24 protein-coding genes are annotated in these 23,203 nt (G+C 41.6%); 1 reads left to right on the forward strand and 23 read right to left on the reverse strand.

The window, feature by feature from the left end:
* Nucleotides 1-49: 49 nt before the first annotated feature.
* From glyS to rpsU, 17 genes are all read right to left on the reverse strand, one after another.
* On the reverse strand, nt 50-2,095 hold the full coding sequence (gene glyS, locus LCD32_RS11180) for a glycine--tRNA ligase subunit beta (RefSeq protein ID WP_224563776.1): 2,046 nt from the start codon (nt 2,093-2,095) through the stop codon (nt 50-52).
* Complete coding sequence (gene glyQ, locus LCD32_RS11185; protein ID WP_003217487.1) at nt 2,088-2,975, reverse strand: glycine--tRNA ligase subunit alpha; 888 nt, start codon at nt 2,973-2,975, stop codon at nt 2,088-2,090. The genes glyS and glyQ overlap by 8 nt, the downstream gene beginning before the upstream one ends.
* A gap of 329 nt (nt 2,976-3,304) precedes the next feature.
* A complete protein-coding gene (recO, locus tag LCD32_RS11190) occupies nt 3,305-4,075 on the reverse strand; it encodes a DNA repair protein RecO (RefSeq protein ID WP_007501304.1) in 771 nt (256 codons plus the stop codon).
* Nucleotides 4,076-4,110: 35 nt separating this feature from the next.
* Nucleotides 4,111-4,254 (reverse strand): YqzL family protein, encoded by a 144-nt coding sequence (locus tag LCD32_RS11195; RefSeq protein ID WP_008342408.1) that lies wholly within the window; start codon nt 4,252-4,254, stop codon nt 4,111-4,113.
* Between the two features lie 147 nt (nt 4,255-4,401).
* A complete protein-coding gene (gene era / locus LCD32_RS11200; protein WP_224563787.1) occupies nt 4,402-5,307 on the reverse strand; it encodes a GTPase Era in 906 nt (301 codons plus the stop codon).
* Entirely contained in the window at nt 5,300-5,698 is a 399-nt protein-coding gene (locus LCD32_RS11205; protein ID WP_008342410.1) for a cytidine deaminase, read from the reverse strand. Before LCD32_RS11205 ends, era begins: the two co-directional genes overlap by 8 nt.
* Before the next feature lie 112 nt (nt 5,699-5,810).
* The gene (locus LCD32_RS11210) at nt 5,811-6,197 is read right to left on the reverse strand and encodes a diacylglycerol kinase family protein (RefSeq protein WP_008342413.1); all 387 of its coding nucleotides are present in this window, start codon (nt 6,195-6,197) and stop codon (nt 5,811-5,813) included.
* The gene (ybeY, locus tag LCD32_RS11215) at nt 6,175-6,654 is read right to left on the reverse strand and encodes an rRNA maturation RNase YbeY (RefSeq protein WP_017358013.1); all 480 of its coding nucleotides are present in this window, start codon (nt 6,652-6,654) and stop codon (nt 6,175-6,177) included. The genes LCD32_RS11210 and ybeY overlap by 23 nt, the downstream gene beginning before the upstream one ends.
* On the reverse strand, nt 6,655-8,769 hold the full coding sequence (locus tag LCD32_RS11220) for an HD family phosphohydrolase (RefSeq protein WP_370529233.1): 2,115 nt from the start codon (nt 8,767-8,769) through the stop codon (nt 6,655-6,657).
* 114 nt (nt 8,770-8,883) lie between these two features.
* Entirely contained in the window at nt 8,884-9,843 is a 960-nt protein-coding gene (locus tag LCD32_RS11225; protein WP_008342419.1) for a PhoH family protein, read from the reverse strand.
* A gap of 3 nt (nt 9,844-9,846) precedes the next feature.
* Nucleotides 9,847-11,037, reverse strand: a complete 1,191-nt coding sequence (gene yqfD / locus LCD32_RS11230; protein ID WP_017358015.1) for a sporulation protein YqfD — start codon at nt 11,035-11,037, stop codon at nt 9,847-9,849.
* Between the two features lie 18 nt (nt 11,038-11,055).
* On the reverse strand, nt 11,056-11,337 hold the full coding sequence (yqfC, locus tag LCD32_RS11235; protein WP_003217398.1) for a sporulation protein YqfC: 282 nt from the start codon (nt 11,335-11,337) through the stop codon (nt 11,056-11,058).
* A 206-nt stretch (nt 11,338-11,543) separates the two neighbouring features.
* Nucleotides 11,544-12,041 (reverse strand): hypothetical protein, encoded by a 498-nt coding sequence (locus LCD32_RS11240; RefSeq protein WP_035702737.1) that lies wholly within the window; start codon nt 12,039-12,041, stop codon nt 11,544-11,546.
* 31 nt (nt 12,042-12,072) lie between these two features.
* Nucleotides 12,073-13,065, reverse strand: a complete 993-nt coding sequence (gene floA, locus LCD32_RS11245; protein WP_007501317.1) for a flotillin-like protein FloA — start codon at nt 13,063-13,065, stop codon at nt 12,073-12,075.
* A gap of 27 nt (nt 13,066-13,092) precedes the next feature.
* Complete coding sequence (locus tag LCD32_RS11250; protein WP_007501318.1) at nt 13,093-14,406, reverse strand: NfeD family protein; 1,314 nt, start codon at nt 14,404-14,406, stop codon at nt 13,093-13,095.
* Between the two features lie 141 nt (nt 14,407-14,547).
* Nucleotides 14,548-14,997 carry a GatB/YqeY domain-containing protein gene (locus tag LCD32_RS11255; RefSeq protein ID WP_007501319.1) on the reverse strand — a complete coding sequence of 150 codons (450 nt, stop codon included), beginning with the start codon at nt 14,995-14,997 and terminating at the stop codon, nt 14,548-14,550.
* Between the two features lie 14 nt (nt 14,998-15,011).
* The gene (rpsU, locus tag LCD32_RS11260) at nt 15,012-15,185 is read right to left on the reverse strand and encodes a 30S ribosomal protein S21 (RefSeq protein ID WP_003152957.1); all 174 of its coding nucleotides are present in this window, start codon (nt 15,183-15,185) and stop codon (nt 15,012-15,014) included.
* A 182-nt stretch (nt 15,186-15,367) separates the two neighbouring features.
* Here rpsU and LCD32_RS11265 point away from each other — a divergent pair, with 182 nt between their 5' ends.
* Nucleotides 15,368-16,297: a Na/Pi symporter gene (locus tag LCD32_RS11265; protein WP_024718813.1), complete on the forward strand. Its 930-nt coding sequence runs from the start codon at nt 15,368-15,370 to the stop codon at nt 16,295-16,297.
* 40 nt (nt 16,298-16,337) lie between these two features.
* Here LCD32_RS11265 and mtaB read toward each other — a convergent pair whose 3' ends face one another.
* The 6 genes from mtaB to grpE form a co-directional block, all read right to left on the reverse strand.
* The gene (mtaB, locus tag LCD32_RS11270) at nt 16,338-17,696 is read right to left on the reverse strand and encodes a tRNA (N(6)-L-threonylcarbamoyladenosine(37)-C(2))-methylthiotransferase MtaB (RefSeq protein WP_017367626.1); all 1,359 of its coding nucleotides are present in this window, start codon (nt 17,694-17,696) and stop codon (nt 16,338-16,340) included.
* Nucleotides 17,696-18,466, reverse strand: a complete 771-nt coding sequence (locus LCD32_RS11275; RefSeq protein WP_039964037.1) for a 16S rRNA (uracil(1498)-N(3))-methyltransferase — start codon at nt 18,464-18,466, stop codon at nt 17,696-17,698. The genes mtaB and LCD32_RS11275 overlap by 1 nt, the downstream gene beginning before the upstream one ends.
* 23 nt (nt 18,467-18,489) lie before the next feature.
* Nucleotides 18,490-19,425 carry a 50S ribosomal protein L11 methyltransferase gene (gene prmA / locus LCD32_RS11280; protein ID WP_017358022.1) on the reverse strand — a complete coding sequence of 312 codons (936 nt, stop codon included), beginning with the start codon at nt 19,423-19,425 and terminating at the stop codon, nt 18,490-18,492.
* A 22-nt stretch (nt 19,426-19,447) separates the two neighbouring features.
* Nucleotides 19,448-20,581: a molecular chaperone DnaJ gene (gene dnaJ, locus LCD32_RS11285; protein ID WP_008342467.1), complete on the reverse strand. Its 1,134-nt coding sequence runs from the start codon at nt 20,579-20,581 to the stop codon at nt 19,448-19,450.
* A gap of 165 nt (nt 20,582-20,746) precedes the next feature.
* The gene (gene dnaK / locus LCD32_RS11290) at nt 20,747-22,588 is read right to left on the reverse strand and encodes a molecular chaperone DnaK (RefSeq protein ID WP_007501326.1); all 1,842 of its coding nucleotides are present in this window, start codon (nt 22,586-22,588) and stop codon (nt 20,747-20,749) included.
* A 24-nt stretch (nt 22,589-22,612) separates the two neighbouring features.
* Entirely contained in the window at nt 22,613-23,170 is a 558-nt protein-coding gene (gene grpE / locus LCD32_RS11295) for a nucleotide exchange factor GrpE (RefSeq protein WP_008342471.1), read from the reverse strand.
* Between the last annotated feature and the right edge of the window lie 33 nt (nt 23,171-23,203).

Raw genomic sequence — 23,203 nt, forward strand, 5'->3', positions numbered from 1 at the left:
ATGAGTAAAAAACGATTGCCCTTCGAAAAAGGCAACCGTTCTTAGGTATTTATTTTACAATTAAATTGTTCATATTCGCAAATGATTGAATGACTTTTGCAAGTTTGACCATTTGTGCCAAACGATTTTGTTTCAGTTTTTCATCATCGGCATGAACCATGGTATGGTCGAAATAATGAACAATTGGTGCCTTTAACGTATCTAACGCTTCAAGTGCTGAATGGTACTGTCCACTTGCCATATGCTCGTTGACGGCTTTTTCCGCTTGCTGATACGCTTCAAATAGCTTTTGTTCGTGTTCATTTTCAAACAGTTCAGGCTGAATCTGTGCGTCTTCCCCTTTTTTACTGATTGAAATGACGCGGCCTAGTGCCTCAGCCGTTTCTTTGAAACTTTCCTGTTTCACGCTCTCCTCAAGAACAGCCGCTTTTTTCACAACCGCATATGGTTCAATATTTTCAACATCAAGGACTGCTTCCACCACGTCATGACGGATATGTTCTGCTTGGAGAACATATTTCAAACGGTGTGTTAAAAATTCAATGAGAGCCGCTTCATGTTTTGTCTCTACTTGAGCTAGTGCTAAAAGCTCTTTAAATGAAAGATTCCATTGGCGGTCAAGCAGGATTTGAACGATACCGCTCGCTTGTCTTCTTAATCCATAAGGATCTTGAGAGCCCGTTGGAATGACATCAATTGAGAAGAATGAACAAATAGAATCTAGCTTATCCGCCACTGCAACAATCGCCCCAATAAGTGTTGACGGCGCATCGTCACCAGCAAAGCGCGGCATGTAGTGCTCGTTGATACTCTTTGCCACTTCTTCATGCTCGCCAAGTGCTCTAGCATATTTTTCACCCATGATTCCTTGCAGTTCTGGGAATTCATAGACCATCTGAGTCACAAGGTCAAATTTAGAAATACTGGCTGCTCTTGCAGCGCGTTTAGACGTTTCTTCATCTGCACCCACATGACTAGCAAGGCGAACGGCAATGTCTGTTACTCTTTTCAGCTTGTCGCCAATCGTGCCAAGTTTCTCATGGAATACGACTTTATCAAGCTTTTGAATGTTGTCTTCAATGACGAGTTTTTCGTCTTCTTTATAGAAAAATGCCGCATCTGATAAACGTGCACGAAGGACCTTTTCGTTCCCTCTTGCCACATTTTCAAGTGCCTCACTGTTTCCATTTCTGACCGTAATAAAGTGCGGCAGTAATTCCCCTTGTTCATTTTTCACAGGGAAATAACGCTGATGCTCTTTCATTGTCGTAACAAGCACTTCTTCCGGTAGCGCAAGAAATTCTTCTTCAAAAGAACCAAATAGAACGGTTGGATATTCAACGAGATCGTTCACTTCTTCTAGAAGCTCGGGATCAACTGGAATGACCCAGCCTTTTTCGGAAGAAAGGGCATGTAATTGCTCAGTAATTAATTGTTTTCTTTTATCTGAATCTACAATGACAAATTGATCTCTTAATGTTTGCTCATAAGAAGCTGGTGTGTCAATGCTGGCTGTTGTCCCTAGGAAACGATGTCCTCTAGTCTCCCGTCCGCTTTTCACTCCTGCAATTTCGACAGGAATGATCTCTTGACCAAATAAACAAACAATCCATTTAATTGGACGGATATAGCGTAAATCCTCGCTTCCCCATCTCATGTTCTTTGGAAAACTCAATGAAGCGGCAATGTCCCTCAATGCTGGAAGAAGGTCTTTGACTTGCTTACCTTCTTGAAACTTTTGGACATGGACATAATCCACACCTTTGATGTCTTTGAAATACAGATCATCAGTTGAAGCGCCTTGTCCGCGGGCAAAACCTTCGGCAGCTTTTGTCCAATTGCCTTCAGGATCTTGAGCAATCTTTTTAGCCGGTCCTTTTGCTTCTTCTTTGATGTCCTCTTGTTTTTCTGCAACACCTTTGACGAGTACAGCTAGACGTCTTGGTGAATTAAATAAAGCAACGTCTTCGAATGAAATATTTTGCGCTACGAACCAAGCTTTTACTTTGTCACCTAGTTGCTTTGTGCTTTCTGGCATGAAACGAGCCGGCATCTCTTCTAAGCCGATTTCAAGTAATACATCTTGTTTATTCATGAGAAGCCGCCTCCTCTTTTAGCATAGGGAATCCTAGTTTTTCTCGTTCTTCGTAATATGTTTTGGCTACTTTTCTCGCTAACTGACGTACTCTTCCGATATAACCTGTTCGCTCAGTCACAGAAATCGCGCCTTTGGCATCAAGCAGGTTAAATGTGTGAGAACATTTGAGTACATAATCATATGCCGGGTGAACAAGCCCTTTGTCCATTTGGCTATGTGCTTCTTTTTCATATGTTGTAAATAAATCGAACAGCATATCCGTATTAGATGTTTCAAACGTATACACAGAATGCTCGTATTCAGCCATTAAGAATAAATCTCTTACAGTAAAGCCATCTGTCCATTCAAGGTCAAATACATTTTCTTTGTCCTGGATGTAAGAAGCAAGACGCTCAATTCCGTATGTGATTTCAACAGAAACTGGCTTACATTCTAAACCGCCGACTTGCTGGAAATACGTAAATTGCGTAATTTCCATTCCATCAAGCCAAACTTCCCAGCCAAGTCCTGCGCAGCCAAGAGATGGGTTTTCCCAGTTGTCTTCAACAAAACGAATATCATGTTTCAGCGGGTCAATGCCAAGCGCCTTCAATGATTCTAGATACAGTTCTTGAATATTGTCAGGTGATGGCTTAATGATCACTTGAAATTGATGATGTTGATACAATCTGTTTGGGTTTTCTCCATATCTGCCGTCAGCCGGGCGTCTTGAAGGTTCTACATAAGCTACCTTCCATGGCTCTGGCCCAATGCTTCTGAGGAACGTGTATGGACTCATCGTTCCAGCACCTTTTTCTGTGTCATATGCCTGCATTAATACGCAGCCTTCATTTGACCAATGCTTTTGCAGTGTCAAAATCATGTCTTGAATATTCAATGATCGCACCTCCATCTTTTTTACACCATCCGCTATGTATGGCGGTGGGGCCTAGAACCTTTTTGCAAAACACAAAAACTCCCGTCTCTATGCTCACAAGGTTCCTTGCAAACATAGGGACGAGAGTTTTTCCCGCGGTTCCACCCTATTTGCTGGTGTCGTAGCACCCAGCCGCTTTGTTTTACGTTGCTCAAGAATGCCTTTCGTTACGTGTCCATCCTTAGCTCACACCGTCCTAAGGTCGCTTTTATGGCTGATACGTAAGTACTTCTTTCTGTCAATGCAACATATTTGATCTTAGATGATCTTACAAAAAGTCACGAGAGATGTCAACTTTTGTTTTCACCGTCCATTAGCTTTTTCATGGATTCCATTTGATTCATGAATTTTTTTGATTTTAAATAAAGACCTGAATACTCTTCATAATAATGATCGAGCACTTGACGAATTTCTTGTTTCGTTTGTGGTTTCACGTCAACCTGACCAAGCCTTGATAAATCAAAATAATGAAACAAACGGAGCAGTCTTGCTGCTGCTGGGGATAAGGGCAGTTTATATGGATCTTTAGAAAAGCATTGCCTACAGATGAATCCGTTATCTCTAATTGAGAAATGGAACTGCCCTTCTTTTTGACCGCAGTGTACACATTGGTCCAGTTCAGGCTTCAACCCCATCACTGACAGCATTTTGACCTCTACGATAAATAAAATAATATCAGCATCTGTGCCTTCATTGAGATGGCGTAAAGATTGAAGAAGAAGTTCAAACAAGTAAGGGTTTGGCTTCTTTTCTTCTGTTCCTTTATCAAGTAATTCTGTCATATATGCGGCATATGCGGTCAGAAATAAATCTTCCCGAATGGTTCGCATGCTTTCCATCATTTCACCTTGCTGGAGCGTTCCAAGTCCTGTTGATGATTGGATCAGGAAGGTTCCGTATAAAAACGGCTGGCTTATGGCTGACAGGCGGCTGTTCGATTTCTTAGCGCCTCTTGCCATCACACCAATTTTCCCATGTTCTCTAGTGAGCAGCGTGACAATTTTGTTTGTTTCGCCATAATCTGTTGTTCTAAGGACGATTCCTTCACTTTTAATGAGCATTTGTCTACACTCCGAGCATTGGAGGGGGTCAAGAATTATAAGATTGGAAAATCAAGTCGTGCTATTTCTTCTTCAAGTACATCGGGTCTTTCCAGGTTCTCCTTTTCTAACTCTTTGAAAAGCAGATACGTGTCAACGCTTCCTGTTTGTGAAAATACGTTCCATGTAAAATTCAACATAAAAACCCCACCTTTCTTTATTAGAAGCAGCAACGCTACATCCAACATATTAATTTTATCTTGACCAGGCTACCTCCATTTCATGATAAACAATTTTTACTAATCGAACCGCACCATTGTCAGATCTACTAACAACTGTATCGGTTTTTAATATTCGTCTTCTCTAAATCCGAAATCACGAAGATGTGTGGATTTATTACGCCAGTCCTTCTGCACTTTTACCCAAAGCTCTAAATACACCTTTGAGCCTAAAAGTGATTCAATGTCTCTGCGCGCTTTTTGTCCCACTTCTTTTAATAAGCTGCCGCGCTTACCAATCACAATCCCTTTTTGTGAATCACGTTCTACGACGATGGTCGCTGCAACATGAATCTTGCCGTTTTCATCTGGCTTGATCGATTCAATCGCAACCGCAATACTGTGAGGGATCTCTTCTCTCGTTAAATGCAGCACTTTTTCACGAATTAATTCAGAAATAATAAATCGCTCTGGGTGATCTGTTACTTGATCTGCCGGATAAAATTGAGGGCCTTCTGGAAGATAACCTTCAATTTGCTGAAGAAGCGTATCAATGTTGTTGCCTTCAAGTGCTGAAATTGGCACAATTTCCTTAAATGGGTAACGTGTACGGTATTCATCAATTAAAAGGAACAGTTCATCCGGATGAATTTGGTCAATTTTATTGACGACAAGGAACACCGGTGTCGATGTTTGCTTTAGTCGTTCAATGATGAATTCATCACCTTTTCCATAGCCTTCCTGTGCGTTGATCATAAACAAGATCAGGTCGACTTCCTTGAGTGTATTTTGAGCCACCCTCATCATAAAATCGCCAAGTTTGTGCTTCGGTTTATGAATTCCTGGTGTATCGATAAAAATCGTTTGTGACGTGTTCGTTGTCAGAACACCTTGCACTTTGTTTCGAGTCGTTTGGGGCTTATCACTCATAATCGCAATCTTTTGTCCAATTACACGATTAAGAAAGGTCGATTTCCCTACATTTGGTCTTCCAATAATTGATACAAATCCTGATTTGAAGCTTTCGTTAGTCATTTAAATCCTCCGGTGAAAATGCGCCTGGCAATAGTTCGTTTACTGTCGTTTCGTATATATGACCTTTTAAGTTCGTTAGAATCACTGGCATATCAGGTGCACATAGCTCTGAAATGACCTGTCTGCATGCGCCGCATGGTGAAACAGGCCGATCTGTATCAGCCACTACTGCAAGCATTTGAAAAGATGTGATGCCCTCTGAGTACGCTTTAAAAAGTGCTGTTCTTTCCGCACAATTACACATACCATATGCTGCATTTTCAATATTGCAGCCGCCATACACTTTTCCGTCATGCGATAATAATGCTGCACCGACTTTGAATTTAGAATAGGGTACATATGCAAAATCTCTTGCTTTGACTGCTTCTGAAATCAACTCTTGTTTGTTCATTCTAGTTCCCACTTTCAGAAGAAATGGTACCACTGTCACATTTATATTTTACATAATTCACGTGACATTTTCACGCCCATTTCTAAAAATGTTAATAAATAGTAATATTGTTCTATTGCATGATCTTCGGTAAGAAGATGATCAACCCAATCATAACCGAAATGGCGGCGTAAACGCAAACAGCGCCTGCTGCCGCGTCCTTCGCTCTCTCAGCAAGAGGATGCTTCTCTTCTGTGAAAAGATCTACTGTATGTTCAATCGCTGTATTCACAAGTTCTAACGCAAACATCCCGCCACATAAAAGCAGAATGATCATCCATTCAACCGGATGAATGTGAAACCAAAAGCCGCAAATCACCACGATGATGGCTGCGACTGTGTGAAACCGAAAATTCCGTTCATTCAAGAAAGTTCGCCATATTCCTCTAAATGCATAATAAAAACTCCGAAAAAAACGGACAAGCGGCGTTCGCTTCTTACGATGATCTCGAAAGGCCATAATCATCCAAAATTTTTGTCTGTTTGGCGAACATTTCTTTTTCATCTTCTTCTGTCATATGATCATAACCAAGCAAATGAAGAAAACCATGAATCGTTAAAAATCCTAGCTCTCTCATGAAGGAATGTCCATATTCCTCTGCTTGCTCTTTCGTACGATCAACACTAATGATAATGTCACCAAGTACAGGCGGAATGTCATCAGCTCCAATGATTTCAATTTCCCCTTCGCCTTCTTCCTCAAGGGCAAATGAAATTACATCTGTTGGTGCATCTTTTCCTCGGTATTCTTTATTAATTTGATGAATTTCTTCATTTGAAACGATCGACACTGATACTTCCGCTTGATCTTTTACCTCAAGGGCATCCGCAGCAAATTGAAGAAGCTTTTCCACTTCTTCAAGCTGCTCTTTCGTTACTTGTCCTGTTTCATCTATTAAATCGATTAACAATGTCATTTACTTCACCTTCTGCTTCGGGGCATCTGGATATTCAATCCGAGAATGGAAAATCCCCTTTAATGTTGTACAAATTGTTTGGCTAATAATATTTAATTCTTTAAATGTCAGATCACATTCACTAAATTGTCCATCCTGCATCTTATCTGAAATAATGCCTTTCACAAGCTTTTCAATCCGCTCAGGGTTTGGATTATGCATCGAACGAACCGCCGCTTCCACGCTGTCAGCTACAGAAATAATGGCCGCTTCTTTCGATTGTGGTTTTGGACCAGGATAACGAAATTCTTCTTCTGTCACCTGATCATCCCGTTCTTTTGCCTTATAGTAAAAGAACTTCAGAAGGGACTTTCCGTGATGCTGTTCTGCAATATCCACAAGTTCCTCTGGAAACTTCTTTTCTCTCAGCATTTCAGCACCATCTGTCGTATGGGCAATAATAATATTCTTGCTCAGCTGAGGAGAAAGCTTGTCGTGTGGATTATCAATGTTCATTTGGTTTTCGATAAAGTATTGTGGTCTTTTCGTTTTTCCAATGTCATGATAATAAGCTCCAACCCTTGCTAACAATCCATTTGCACCAACTGCTTCACATGCAGCATCCGCTAAATTCGCCACCATGACACTATGATGATATGTACCTGGTGTCTCTGTTAAGATCTTTTTCAGCAGCGGATGATTCGGGTTCGATAATTCAATAAGCTTCATGGTCGAAAGAATGCCAAACATGCTCTCAAAGACTGGCATTAACCCAATAACCAAAATAGCCGATGCAAACCCTGACACAATCGCCATGATGAGGTTCACACCTATTTCAAGCCCTGATGGAGAAGAATTTTGAATCAGCGTAATGGAAAGCACAACAAGTACATTCACCAAAGCTACCCAAAGCCCCGCCTGCAAAATTTTCGATCTCGCATTATGTTTTCTCAAAAATAAAATTCCCGCCATCCCGCTTATTAGATAATAAGCACAGATGACATAGTTAAAGACGCCTGTTACTCCTTGATTAAACATCATACTGCCGCAAAGGGCAAATACAAGGCCGGAGAAGATCGCCAGCCGCTCATTGATCAGCAGCTTAATCAGCATCGTGCCAAGTGCCACAGGCACGACGTAGCCGATGGTTGTATATTTGGTTTCCTGGAAGAGACTGAATACTTCCATGATGATTAAAATAATGGTGAAAATAAGCGAGTACAGCAGTAACGATTTATTCTTATGGACGAGCGACTTTTTCCTCGATTCCAGTGAGTGGACAATCGCCGCTAAGAAGAGACCAATTAAGATGATAAGACCGCTTACAGGCTTAAACAAATTGGAGCTGTTTAAAAGGCCGGTCAGTTCTAATTTGCGATACACTTCGCGGTCAATGAGCTCTCCTTCTTCCACTAAAATTTGCCCTTGCTTAATTTGAACCGGCTGGATATTATCAGCTGCTTCTTGTCTTTTCTTCTCTGTTGCAACCGGGTCAAATACATAGTTTGGAATAATCGCAAATTCACCAATTTCTTTCGCTGCATTTAAATATTTTGACGGAATCGAATTGTTTTCAAGCTCTGCTTTCACTTGTTTCTTTTCATCTTGCAGCTTAGAAGCTGTGATTTCTTTACCCATGAGCGAATTGACCACTGTGATGATGGAGTCCTTTGTAAAAGAAAGGTTTTCGTCGCTTGCTTGGAGCAGTGCTTTAATCGATTGATCCGAAACAGCTTCCTGCATATCGGTTGTGAGTTTCTCTTTTACACGCTTCACCATCTCTTGATCTGTTGGCGGGTTCTCTTTGTCATCAGCTGCTGCTTTCTTCTCTTCTTTAATGGCTTCAAAGAGGGATGAAATGAGGTCAACACGATTATCAGAATACGCTTTTTTGAGTGTATATTGGTCTTCCACTTGATCCGTTGCTTCTTGTTTCTTTTCTTCTGTTGCTTCTTGGTCATCAACGGTAGACGGAGAATAGATGGTCTGTTCGCTCACTGAAAACAAATCTAGGTCGAGCGATTCAGGCTTTACATGGAAGAAGAGCACCACAAACAGGATGGCCGCTAAACCAGCGTATAGCAGTACGTTTAAATAGCGTGAGCGCTCCATTTTCTGAGGTTCTTTTTTAGACAGCAGCCTTTTGCGCTTACTGCCTTTCTGATTCTTTCTCAAGGAAAGTACCTCCTTTTTTACTTTAAACCACGATCGAAACAAAATGACCCGATTAAGGCGATCGGGTCACTCAGTTCATTTTTGCTTTTCGTATGCTCCAATGATCTTCGCCACAAGCGGGTGTCTGACCACATCTGTCTGGTCTAATTCAATGAATGAGATACCCTTGATCTCTGCAAGCATGTCCTTTGCAGCCGCAAGACCTGACTGCATACCTTTAGGCAGATCAATTTGTGTAATATCTCCTGTAATGACCATTTTAGAACCAAAGCCTAGTCTCGTCAAAAACATTTTCATTTGAGCTGGCGTTGTATTCTGCGCTTCATCTAAAATCACAAATGCATCATCAAGCGTCCGCCCTCTCATATAGGCAAGAGGGGCAATTTCAATCACTCCGCGCTCAATTAAACGTTCCGTATGATCACTACCAAGCACATCGTGCAAAGCATCATATAGCGGTCTTAAATAAGGATCGACTTTTTCTTTTAAATCTCCTGGCAAAAAGCCAAGACTTTCTCCTGCTTCAACAGCTGGCCTTGTCAGGATAATACGTTTGACATGTCCATTTTTCAGGGCATGTACGGCGTTGACCACTGCCAAATACGTTTTACCTGTACCAGCAGGTCCAATCCCAAAGACCAGATCATCTTTTTTCATTGCCGCAGCATATTCACGCTGGCCGATCGTTTTGACTCTGATCGACTTGCCTTTGGCATTTTTCGTAATTTCATCTTCATACATATTTTCAAAATAATTGAGCTTGTCTTTTTGCGCCATTTTAATGGCATAGACGACATCCCGCTCAGAAATCTCAATTCCTTTACGAATGAGATGTAAGAGAGATGTAATCAAACGGCTCACAGTATCTCTTGATGCTTCCTGACCAGAAACATACACTTTCTCTCCACGTGTGATAATGGAGACATTCAGCTCGTTTTCCATCAGTTTCAGATAAGCATCTTGATTGCCAAATAAAGCAATGGCTTCGTTTGGGCTATCCAATTTTTGTTGAATCTCAAGTAAATGTTCTGTCATTCTCTAGTCTCCCTGAACAATAGGTGTTGGTTGAACAATATCTTCTATTACTTGGTAAAGGATGATTAACTTAACTTTACCATTCCCTGTTGTCTCGTGCAAAACTTTTTCACTTTTCACCTCACCTGTTTGACCTAGCTTTTCTTCTAATTCTTTTTTACCCATTTTAATCCCTGCTTGAACCGCTTCTTTATTTGTGTATTCTCGATTTATTTTTTCACTTTCTCGTGTGATTTCCTTTTCATAGGAGAACGGCAGCTGCATATTCAAAAAATGAAGCGGGTGAACTTCTGTTTCTGTTTTCGGCTGCTGAAAATCATCTTTTTTAAAGGAAAATCCCCAAAATGGGATGGAGCCTCCAAATAAGGAGAGCTTGTGCTTTGTCTTCATTTTACCCGTAAAGACATCAAAAGATGTTCGGAGAGGGACAGAAACTTCAGATCGGTACCATGTTTCACCATAGATTTTCGCTTTGGCTCCGACCGTTTTTTTCTGATCTTCACTCCCAATTAAACCTGAGACGAGCATCTGCCCTTTTTTCACATGTTCATCGACCTGGGCAAGCGGTTCCCCCTTTTCTACATACATTCTCGTGATGACCGCCTTTTTCTTGGCAACGATGTGCTGAGGACTCGTATATTTCTCCTTTTCAGGTTCATTTTTTTCGACCACTTTCATTTGAAACGTCGTTCCGTTCAGTTCAACTCCGACCCATGTAATGCTCTGAATATTGGTCGTCAATGACTTTTGTATTTTTTCAGGTGTCCCCATGAGAAACTGAAAACGCCCTTTTTGTACCCCTATTTCGTCCAGATGCTTTCTCATTTGGTGTTCTGTTTCTGGATTCGCACCTTTAATCTCAATTTTCCACACCATATTTGAAAGAGCCAATATCGTCACTAGGAAAAAAGCCATCCCGAGGGTGAATCCAATATTTCTTCTCGACCAAAGAAGAAGAAACGGGAACCCTTTCTTTTGATGAAACGAACATTTCACCTCATGATGTCTGCGCACTTTTCTAAAGGCATGTACATCTGAGAGGCGAATAAATAAGCGCACGCTGTCTTGACGGCGGCTCACTTGAAAAATTGTGATCCCCTGTCTCGTGCACTCATTGATTAGCCGCTCAATACCGCTTCCTCTTATCTCCACTTCCACTCTGCCAATAAAATAGGAAAACCATTTGTTTTTCACGTTTCTCCCCTCCGTCAGTTAAGAATCAATATAACGGACCTCATCGATTTTCCCCTCTAATAAGATCTCTTCTGGCAAAATCGTTTTAATCACAAAGTCTTTTCCTGAAATAATGCACTGTCCTTGCTTGAGCATCAGCCTTACCTCTTGATCACTGAAAAGTAAAAGCCCTTTATGGTTCTCTATGTAAATATGGAGTCTGCCAACCATCGTAATACGGGGAAGATCCATCATCACGTCCGGAGGGATTTCAAGTGTTCTTGTCAGCCATGCTTTAAGTTGATTTTTTCTTTTTCCCATTCAATAAGAACCCCTTCCCACCTCATGTGTATGAGATCAAACTGAAAGATGGTGAGACTGATGAGAAAGCCTCTATATCATCCTATTCCTCAGCGGTTCATATCATGCTAATGAATCCCGTAAAACAGCCGTTTCATCATTTTGACTAAGAAAAATCTCCATTACGCAACAAAAAAGCCCCCTTAAGGATGAGGGGGCTTACTTCTTTATCTTTTATATGGTCGTTTCATCGTTCGATGTGGCTTTTTCGCACGAGGCTCTCCAAATACTTCACCAAGGATCATCCCTTGAACGACCGTATCTTGGTTGAGCTTCTCAATCATTTTCGGCTTCATTCCAGCAGATGCTGCCTTTGGCCTTGTAAGTTCTCTTTCAAGCGATTGAAACTCTTTATTCAGCTCGCTTTTTCTTTCTTCCATTTCGGCAAGTGTAGCTGTATAACGATCCTGTAAGGACTGTGAACCTTGTTTCTTCATCCCGCCATGATCATGTACATCGCCAAAATCGTCGAGCTGGTCCGTCACGACTGGATCTGGACTTGTTTGTTTTGTTTGCTTTTGCGGCACTGGTTTACGTTGAGGAGCCGGTTTGCTTTGCTGGTTCTTTTGTTCGTTCTCCTCTTGTTTGCCGATTTTCCCAAAGACCGCAGAGATAATACCGATGATAATCGCTATTAGTAACGGATTTTCAAATAGAATGTCCAATGGGCTCCCTCCTTAAAGCGTGAGAGGATGCTTATTTGTTTTCATTATCAGATGGACCTTTTGTCATTTTGCCAAATGAATCTCTCATATCCGTATCAGCATCGATATTCTTAATGTTCATGTAGTCCATAACTCCAATATTACCTTCACGTAGTGCTTCGGCCATTGCAAGTGGTACTTCAGCCTCTGCTTCTACTACTTTCGCGCGCATTTCTTCAACTCTCGCACGCATTTCTTGTTCTTGTGCAACAGCCATCGCGCGGCGTTCTTCTGCTTTCGCCTGTGCAATGTTTTTGTCGGCTTCTGCTTGGTCTGTCTGCAGGATCGCCCCGATATTCTTACCGATATCAACATCTGCGATATCAATCGAGAGAATTTCAAATGCTGTACCTGAATCTAATCCTTTACCAAGAACCGTTTGAGAAATCATATCAGGATTTTCAAGAACCTTTTTATGATTATCTGATGAACCGATTGTCGAAACAATCCCTTCACCTACACGAGCAATGATCGTTTCTTCCCCTGCACCACCGACAAGTCTGTCAATGTTTGCACGAACTGTAATACGTGCTTTTGCTTTTACTTCAATCCCGTCCATCGCAACACCTGAGATAAATGGTGTTTCAATGACTTTAGGGTTTACACTCATTTGGACAGCTTCAAGTACGTCACGGCCTGCTAGGTCGATTGCCGCACAGCGAGCAAAGTTCAATTCGATATTCGCACGCTGAGCTGCGATCAGTGCGTTGACCACTCGGTCTACGTTACCACCTGCAAGATAGTGGCTTTCTAATTGGTTAATTGTCGCATCAAGACCTGCTTTATGCGCTTTGATGAGCGGGTTGACCACTCGGTTTGGAATCACTCGGCGAAGCCTCATTCCTACAAGTGTAAAAATGCTCACTCTTACGCCAGCCGCTAGGGCAGAAATCCACAGCATCACCGGTACAAAGGTGAAGAAGATCGATAGAACGATCAAACCTGCTGCGATAATCACAAATAATAGTAAAGTAGATGGATCCATTTTATTCCTCCTATAAAATCAGTATATCTATACTTTCCTCACGACAATGCGTGAGCCTTCCGCTTTCACAATTTTTACTTGTTCATCCTTATCGATAAAAGCACCTTCTGACACAACATCAATGCGCTCGTCTCCGAATACAATCGTACCAGATGGACGAAGTGCTGTTGCTGTCACTGCGATTTGTCCTACAAGATCATCTCTTGTTTCATTTGAGACATAACCACTTTCTTTATTGGTTGAATCGGTTAAAATGAACTTTTTAAAAAATTTCATACGTTTCCCCAACACCTTTGTCAATAAAATAACTGCTATGATTGAAACAGCAGTGGCAATCAAGATGGAAATCGCCATTTCTGTAAAGCTTCCAGCTGCTAAAAATAAGCTGACAACAACACAGATTAGTCCAATGACACCCACGATTCCCCCTGGCAAAAATAATTCCAGAATGATCAACACAATCCCTGCCAAAAACAGGAACAATGTCTCATATCCTGCAAAACCTGCCACGAGATGACCATAAAAGAATAGAAGAAGCGCTGTGACTCCCATGGTGCCTGGGACCCCAAACCCGGGAGAATATAATTCAACAATTAACCCTAAGCTCGCGATGGATAAAAGGATAGGAATGACGATCGGATGCGTGAGAAAACGCGCAACCTTTTCAGCAAAGCTCACTTCATCGTATTGAACAGAAGCATCTGCTAAGTTCAGCTTCTGAAGCAAGTCATCCATATTTTTCGCTTCTCCTTCTGCATAACCGAACTGAAGTGCCCGATCTGTGTTAAAGGTCAGCAATTCTCCTTTTGGTGCACCAGCTTCTTTTGCGTCTATATCTACATCTGCCATCGCAAGAGCATATTTTGGATCACGCCCCTGCTTTTCAGCAGCGTCACTCATTTCAGCAAGCCATAGAGATTCAGATTTTTGATCGGCAGCGTTGCCTTCACCATCAATGATCGCAGCAGCCCCCATCTTTCCGTTTGGGGTCATATAAATTTGATCGGCATTTAAGGCAATGAATGCCCCGGCTGAAAGCGCTCTATGATTCACAAACGCTGTCACTGGGATATCGGATGCACGAATGGTATCGGCTATTTCAAGCGCCGCATCGACTGCACCACCTGGTGTATTGATGTCGAGAATGATGTGCTTCGCACGTTCCGACTTTGCCTGCTCAAATGATCGTTCAATGAATTTAGAAAGTCCTTTTTCTACTGTATCTTCAATTGGGATAACATGAACTTTCTGATCTGCTGATTTCGCGGTCAATTGAACCCCTAATAACAAGCATATTATAAAACAACTGAAGAGAGCAATAGAAATTTTCATTTTTTTCATCTATTTGGTGATCCCCCCTCTCTTTCTTTCATTTTACCGTTCCTTTACATACGTTACAAATGTATCATAGGTTTCATTTTTATATGACAGGTTTATGGAGGCATAAAAAAAGTACCCTTCTAACATGAGAAGGATACTTTTTTATTGAGACAGTTGCTCGCTGACAAGTCTGTTAATCACAGCACCATCAGCTTTACCTTTTACTTTTGGCATAATAGCGCTCATCACTTTACCCATATCAGCTTTCGATGAAGCACCGGTTTCGGCGATTGTTTCTTTCACAACCGCCTGCAGTTCTTCTTCAGAAAGCTGTTCAGGTAAATAAACGTCTAAAATGTCAATCTCTTTTTGAACTTTATCTACTAAATCTAAGCGATTAGCTTTCGAAAATTCATGGAGGGAGTCTTTACGTTGCTTAATCTCGCGGGAAAGGACGGTTAGTTCCTCATCTCCGGTCAAACTGTCTTTCTTAAGCTTTATTGCTTCATTTTGCAGTGAAGCCTTTACCATACGAATGACAATAAGCTTGTCTTTCTCTCGGTTTTTCATAAAAAGCTTCATATCAGAATTTAATTGCTCAAGAAGACTCATAAAATCCACCCTCTTTAGAATTTACGTTTTCTAGCAGCTTCAGACTTTTTCTTACGCTTTACGCTAGGCTTTTCATAAAATTCACGCTTTCTTGCTTCTTGCAATGTTCCAGTTTTGGATACACTGCGTTTAAAGCGACGAAGAGCATCTTCAAGCGATTCGTTTTTTCTAACGACCGTTTTTGACATTCTCTTTCCCTCCCTCCGAATACACCAATCGACTGCATTAAAAAAAGATATACATGCAAAACATGTACCTAGACATTATAATATAAGCCTAGGTTGAGGTCAACTAAGTGATTTGGAAATATATTTTCGTCATGAGCAGGTAGACAAGTCCATATATTCATTGGTAAGAGGAGGACTTTTCTATGATGGCGATCATTTATTTTTGTGCACTTATTTTCATTTTTTTATGGGCAATGGGTTTGCTTAGGAAAGGATTAATGGCGCTCACGTCGTCTCGTATTGAGAAATCACTTCTTCTCTTTACAGATCATCCAGTCAAAGCATTCTTGGTCAGTATTGTGTTTACAGGGGTTCTTCAAAGCAGTTCGGCGTTTATGGTCATCGTTATCGGCTTTGTGAGTACAGGCATTCTCACGTTTAAAAAATCCATACCCATGATTCTTGGAACGAATATCGGCTCAACATTTACGACAGAATTTATTGCCATTAAGATGGACGTGTTTATGTGGGTTCTGATTGCAGCTGGTCTTTTATGTATCATTTTGGGCAGGAAGTCTTTTCGATATGCAGGAAAAAGTTTATTTGGGCTTGGCATGATCTTTTTTTGTATTCAAGGTTTTTCAAAAATTGCAGGTATGATGACCAGTCAGCCAGAGACACTGCGTTTCCTTGAAATGATGCAGCACTCCGATTGGACAGCTCTTCTCTCTGGTACGGTGCTCACGGCGATTGTTCATTCAAGTTCTGTATGTATCGGTATTTTGATGGGATTTATGAATGAAGGGACTGTCGCTCTAAAAGAAGGCATCAGCTTTGTTTTAGGATCCAATATCGGAACATGTATTACTGCCGTGATGGCTGCTATCTCTGGCGGTTATGCAGCCCGCCAAACCGCGTATGCACACGTCGTGTTTAATGTTCTAGGTGTTCTTTTATGTCTTCCTTTTCTCGCCTTTATCACAGAGTTTGTTGCGCTTTTAGCAAGCTCTCCTGCCCAGCAGATTGCGCACTTTAGTCTGCTGTTTAATGTTGCAAGTTCTCTCCTCTTTTTCCCGTTCATCCGCCCTTTTCACGCCTTGATTTTGTTCCTTCTTCCGAATCGGTCAACATAAAAGAAACCGGCTTGCCTAATGGCTGCCGGTTTTTCATTCATTATGAGGTCATTCTCACTTGATCCGTCTGCACGTCATCACTTATACGGACGAATTGTCCTTCGTTATATGGATAACCTGCTTTCGTAATCTTCACTTTTACCAAACGGCCGATCATGTCTTCTGTTCCTTCAAATACAACCTTCATGTAGTTATCAGTATATCCTACATACAGATTGTGCGTTCCGTCTTGTTCTTTGAAGGATTCTTCTGGAATAATCTCTAAGACATCGCCTTCATATGCCGATGCATATTCTTTCGCAAGCTGATCAGAAAGAGCGATTAGACGGTGAACGCGTTCGTTTTTCACATTCTCATCTACTTGATCTTCCATTCTTGCAGCAGGCGTACCTGTCCGTTTGCTGTAAGGGAACACATGGAGCTCAGAGAATTGATGGTCTTTGACAAAATTGTATGTTTCCATAAATTCTTCTTCTGTTTCTCCAGGGAATCCAACGATCACATCTGAAGTGACAGCAAGACCTGGCAATGCTTTTTTGAGCTTCGTTAAACGCTCTGCAAAGAATTCCATTGTGTATTTACGGCGCATTCTTTTCAGTACAGTATTAGAGCCAGATTGAAGCGGAATGTGCAAGTGTCTCACAATTTTATCTGACTGATCGAGCACTTCAATCACTTCGTCTGTAATTTGACTTGCTTCAATGGATGAAATGCGGATTCGTTTTAATCCCGCCACACGTTCATCTAATTCTTTCAGAAGCTTAGCAAAGTTATAATCCTTTAAATCTTCACCGTATCCACCTGTATGAATACCTGTTAATACAATTTCTTTGTAGCCGGCATCGACAAGCTGCTGCGCTTGATTGATGACTTCTTCTGGATCGCGAGAACGCAGTAATCCGCGAGCCCAAGGGATAATGCAGAATGTACAGAAATTGTTACAGCCTTCTTGGATTTTTAATGAAGCACGTGTTCTGTCAGTAAACGCAGGAACATCTAGTTCTTCAAAGACCCGTGCTTTCATGATATTGCCAACTCCGTTGATCGGCTGTCTTTCTCTTCTGTATTCTTCAATATAACCAAGCAGTTTATGTCTGTCTTGTGTGCCAACCACAATATCAACACCAGGAATCGCCATGATTTCTGCCGGAGATGTTTGTGCGTAACAGCCTGTTACACAAATGACACCATCCGGATTATGACGAATGGCTCTTCTAATGACTTGGCGGCTTTTTTTATCGCCTGTATTGGTGACGGTACATGTATTAATGACATATACGTCTGCTTTTGATTCATAATCTTTTCTTTCATAGCCAGCTTCTTTAAACAGCTGCCAGATGGCTTCTGTTTCGTAGTGATTGACCTTACAGCCAAGTGTATGGAACGCTACTGTTCCCATCATGATTCACCTCTTAATAACTCTGTTTGATAAGATATAGCAGAAAGCGCGTAAAGAGGAGCTGTTTCTGTTCTTAAAATGCGTGGTCCAAGCCCGCAAATGACTGCACCATGCGCTTCAAGTTCTTCAATTTCCTTTTCTGCTAAACCGCCTTCTGGACCAAAAACCACTAATAAGGTTTGTCCGCCCTTCATCTGTTGGAGCACCGTTTGAAACCGGCTTTGCTCGCCTTCTTTCGATGATTCTTCGTATGCAACGACACATTTATCGAATTCACCGGCCAGTTGAATCAGCTCTTTAAATGTTGATACTGGATGAACATGCGGAATGATATTCCGGTAAGACTGCTCGGCAGCTTCTTTCGCAATTTTTTCCCAGCGATCTCGTTTTTTCAATGACTTTTTTTGGTCAAGTTTTGTAATCGAACGAGCCGCTTGAAACGGAATAAAAGCACTTGCGCCAAGCTCGGTGCCTTTTTGAATAATCCATTCAAGCTTATCCCCTTTTGGCAGACCGCTTGCAATCGTCACCTTGATCGGAAGTTCTCGATTCTGATTCGTCCAGCCTTCCAAGTGACAAATCACTTCTTCCTTTGTTATTGTATCAATTTTACTGAGCGCTTCAAAGCCGTCTGTCGTTAAGCAAAGAATGTCCTCTCCTGCTTTCATCCGCATGACGTTTGCAAGGTGATGAACATCTTCACCCTTTATGACGATGTTTCCCTTTTCCGTCACTTCTTCTTTTGTGAGGTCGATAAAATATCGTTGCATACGTGTCCTGACACCTACTCGCTTTATTTTTTCGCTATTATGCTGACCCAATCTTCCATTGACAGCACTTCAACAATCTCAAAACCGGCTTCTTCTAAAGCCGTTTTGACTTGTAATTTCTTTTGTCCGATAATGCCTGATGTAATAAAGTAACCGTCTTTCTTCAATAGATCATACGCTTGATCTGTAAAGCGCATGATGACCTCTGCAAGGATATTGGCCACAATCACATCGCGTTCACCTGAAATCCCATCAAGTAAATTATTTTGTTTTACCGTTACTTGCTCGCTCACACCATTTAATTCGATGTTCTGCTTTGCACTTTCCACTGCAACGGTGTCGAGATCAAATGCATGAATGTCTTTTGCACCGAGCATTGCAGCGGCAACACTTAAAATGCCAGATCCTGTTCCAACGTCAATCACCGTGTCGTTTTCCTTCACATAGCGCTCAAGCGCCTGAATGCAAAGAACCGTTGTTGGATGTGTACCGGTTCCAAATGCCATTCCAGGGTCCATTTCGATGATCAATTCATCAGAATGAACAGGTGTGTACTCTTCCCATGTTGGGACGATGGTAAATTTCTCAGAGATTTTCACAGGATGATAATATTTCTTCCATGCAGTAGCCCATTCTTCTTCGTTTACTTCACAAATTGACAGTGTATTTCGTCCAAGGTCAATATCATATAGAAGAAGATTGTTGATGGCTTCTTTGATCTCATCTACCGTTTCCATCAAAAAGCTATTCATCGGAAGGTAGGCTTTGACGATAACCCCTTCCTCAGGATAATCATTCGGATCGAGCTGGTAGATCTCACCGTATACATTTTCACGTTCCTTGACTAAATCAAGCGGGTCCTCAATCACGACACCACTTGCACCTGCTTCATGCAAAATATTGGTGATCGGTTCCACCGCTTCATTTGTTGTATGGACGCTAATTTCTGACCACTTCAATACTACCAACTCCTTATCCGTCTTACTCGCCTTTAAATGCGCGTTTCACCTTATCGAAAAAGCTCATTTCTTGTTCGTCCGGTTTATTTCCGCTCACTTCAGCAAATTTTCTAATGATATCTTTTTGATTTTCAGTTAAATTCGTCGGTGTTACGACGCGTACAACGATATGCTGATCGCCTTGACCATAACCGCGTACATTTTTTACACCTTTTCCTTTGAGTCTAAACTTCGTACCCGTTTGTGTGCCCGCAGGAACTTTTAATTTGACTTTCCCATGTAATGTCGGCACTTCAATTTCATCACCTAGTGCAGCCTGCGCAAAGGTAAGCGGCATTTCGCAGTAGATGTCGTCTCCATCTCGTTCGAAGAATTCATGCGCCCTCACATGGAAAACAACAAATAAATCGCCTGGAGGTCCTCCATTTACACCTGGTTCACCTTGACCAGATACTCTAAGCTGCTGACCATCGTCCACACCTGCTGGGATCGTCACATTGATTTTCTTACGCTTACGCACTTTACCAGATCCACCACATGTTGAACACTTATGCTCAATTTGTTTACCAGTTCCGCTACAGTAGTTACATACTCTGCGGTTGACTACTTTACCAAATGGCGTGGATTGCTCGACATTTAGTTGACCTGATCCGCCGCAATGTGAGCATGTCTTTGCCTGTGTTCCAGGTTTTGCACCTGATCCATGACACGTTTCACATGATTCCTCGCGGGGAATCTCGATCGTTGCTTCTTTCCCAAATGCCGCTTCTTCAAATGAAAGGGTCATTGTATATTGAAGGTCCGCTCCTTGACGTGGTGCATTTGGATCTCTTCTTCTGGCTCCGCCGCCAAAAATACTAGAGAAGATGTCATCAAAGCCGCCGAAGCCGCCAAAGTCTCCTCCACCGCCAAATCCGCCGCCACCAAATCCTTGGTTTGGATCGGTGTGACCGAACTGGTCATAATGTGAACGTTTTTGATCGTCAGAAAGGGTTTCATAGGCTTCTTTTACTTCTTTGAATTTATCATCTGAGCCAGCTTCTTTATTAATATCAGGGTGATACTTTTTTGAAAGCTTGCGGTATGCCTTTTTGATTTCGTCCTTTGAGGCGCTCTTACTCACGCCAAGCACTTCATAGTAATCACGCTTACTCATCTCTTCACACTCCCGATTTTCTCACATAAATACGATTGTATCATTTTAAATTGATCTTTTTCAATTCCTTTTCATCGTTGAAAAGAAAAAAGTCAAAGCCAAGAGATCCTGACTTTGACTTTCTGACGAGTACGTTTCAGCAGTCTTTTTCAAAAGTAAAGGTGATTATTTTTTCTCTTGATCGTCGTTTACTTCTTCGTATTCTGCATCCACTACATTGTCATCTGCTTTTTGAGCACCTTCAGCGCCGCCTTCTTGCTGAGCTTGTGCTTGTTTTGCAGCTTCTTCATAGAGCTTTGTCGTTAATTCTTGAACGATTGTTTGTAGCTCATCTTTTTTCGCTTTGATGTCTTCAAGCTCGCCTTTTTCGATCGCAGCTTTTAGCGCATCTTTTGCATCATTCGCTTTTTTCACTTGCTCTTCATCGATTTTGCCTTCAAGATCTTTTAATGTTTTTTCTGTTGTAAACACTAATTGATCTGCTTCATTGCGCACTTCGATTTCTTCTTTTTTCTTTGCATCTGCTTCAGCATTTTCTTCTGCTTCTTTGACCATTTTTTCGATCTCATCATCAGAAAGACCTGAAGAAGATTTGATTGTGATATTTTGCTCTTTGCCTGTACCCATATCTTTCGCACGTACGTTGACAATACCGTTTTTATCGATATCAAAAGATACTTCGATTTGTGGTACGCCGCGTGGTGCTGGCGGGATATCAGTCAATTGGAAACGACCTAATGTTTTGTTGTCTGCTGCCATTGGACGCTCACCTTGTAAGACGTGAATGTCTACAGCAGTTTGGTTGTCAGCAGCCGTTGAGAATACTTGAGATTTACTTGTTGGAATGGTTGTATTACGTTCAATCAGCTTTGTGAATACGCCGCCCATTGTTTCAATTCCTAAAGAAAGTGGTGTGACGTCAAGAAGAACAACGTCTTTGACATCTCCTGTGATAACTCCACCTTGAATTGCCGCACCAAGTGCAACCACTTCATCAGGGTTTACGCCTTTATGAGGCTCTTTACCTGTTTCTTTTTTGATTGCTTCTTGTACTGCAGGAATACGAGTTGATCCACCAACAAGGATAACTTTATCAATCTCGCTAGCAGATAGACCAGCATCTTTCAGTGATTGACGTACAGGTGTCATTGTACGCTCTACAAGGTCTGCAGAAAGCTCTTCGAATTTAGCACGCGTTAGCGTTAATTCTAGGTGAAGAGGACCTGCATCTCCAGCTGTGATAAATGGCAGTGAGATTTGTGTAGAAGATACACCAGAAAGATCTTTTTTCGCTTTTTCAGCAGCATCTTTTAAACGCTGAAGCGCCATTTTATCTTTAGAAAGATCAATGCCGTTTTCTTTTTTGAACTCAGCCACTAGATGATCGATGATGACTTGGTCAAAATCGTCTCCACCTAGACGGTTGTCCCCAGCAGTTGAGCGTACTTCAAAGACGCCGTCTCCAAGCTCAAGGACTGATACGTCAAATGTACCGCCACCAAGGTCATATACAAGGATCGTTTGATCTTCATCTGTTTTATCTAAACCATAAGCAAGTGCAGCTGCTGTTGGTTCGTTGATGATACGTTCTACTTCAAGACCAGCAATTTTACCAGCATCTTTTGTTGCTTGGCGCTCTGCATCGTTGAAGTAAGCAGGAACTGTAATAACTGCTTTTGTTACTTCTTCGCCAAGATAAGCTTCAGCGTAAGATTTAAGGTGTTGAAGGATGATTGCAGAGATTTCCTGCGGCGTGTAGTTCTTGCCCTCAACTTCTACTTTATAATCTGTACCCATATGTCTTTTAACAGACATGATGGTGTTCGGGTTTGTAATTGATTGACGTTTCGCTACTTCACCTACTTGGCGCTCTCCATTTTTAAAAGCGACAACAGATGGTGTTGTACGTGCTCCTTCAGCGTTTGCAATAACTTTTGGCTCGCCGCCTTCGAGTACTGCAACACATGAGTTTGTTGTTCCTAAGTCAATACCAATGATTTTACTCATATTCGATGACCTCCCATTATGTAGTTATTGATTTACTTTTACCATTGATGGACGAATAACTCGGTCTTTGAGTTTATAGCCCTTTTGCAATTCTTCTACAACGATGTTTGAATCGTAGTTTTCATCTTCAACTTGCATGACGGCTTGATGAAGGTTTGGATCGAACTCTTTGCCGACAGCTTCAATTGGTTCAACGCCTTCATTTTTCAACGCTTCTACCAGCTGGCGGTAAACCATTTGCATACCTTCTAACAAACTTTTCGTCTGCTCATTGTCTGGATCGATTCCAAGCGCTCTTTCAAAGTTGTCGAGAGCTGGGAGAAGGTCGCTGACAACATGTTGAGAACGATATTTTTGCACGGTCTCCACTTCAGTTCGAGCACGGCGTTTATAGTTTTCAAAATCTGCTTGAACACGCAGAATTTTGTTTTCTTTTTCATCTAGAAGCTGCTGCAATTCATCAATCTTCTCTTGGAAGGCAGACTGTTCATCGTGCTTTACTTCCTCAGTTTCTGCTTGAACTGCTTCTTCTTGTGCTTCAACCTCTGCTGCTTGCTCAGGTGTCTGTTTTTCTTCTGACATTGTGTTCACCTCCCTCAAAAGATTCAATTATAC

The sequence above is a fragment of the Bacillus sp. RSS_NA_20 genome (genome assembly GCF_020165915.1).
In the GTDB taxonomy this organism is placed as follows: domain Bacteria; phylum Bacillota; class Bacilli; order Bacillales; family Bacillaceae; genus Bacillus; species Bacillus altitudinis.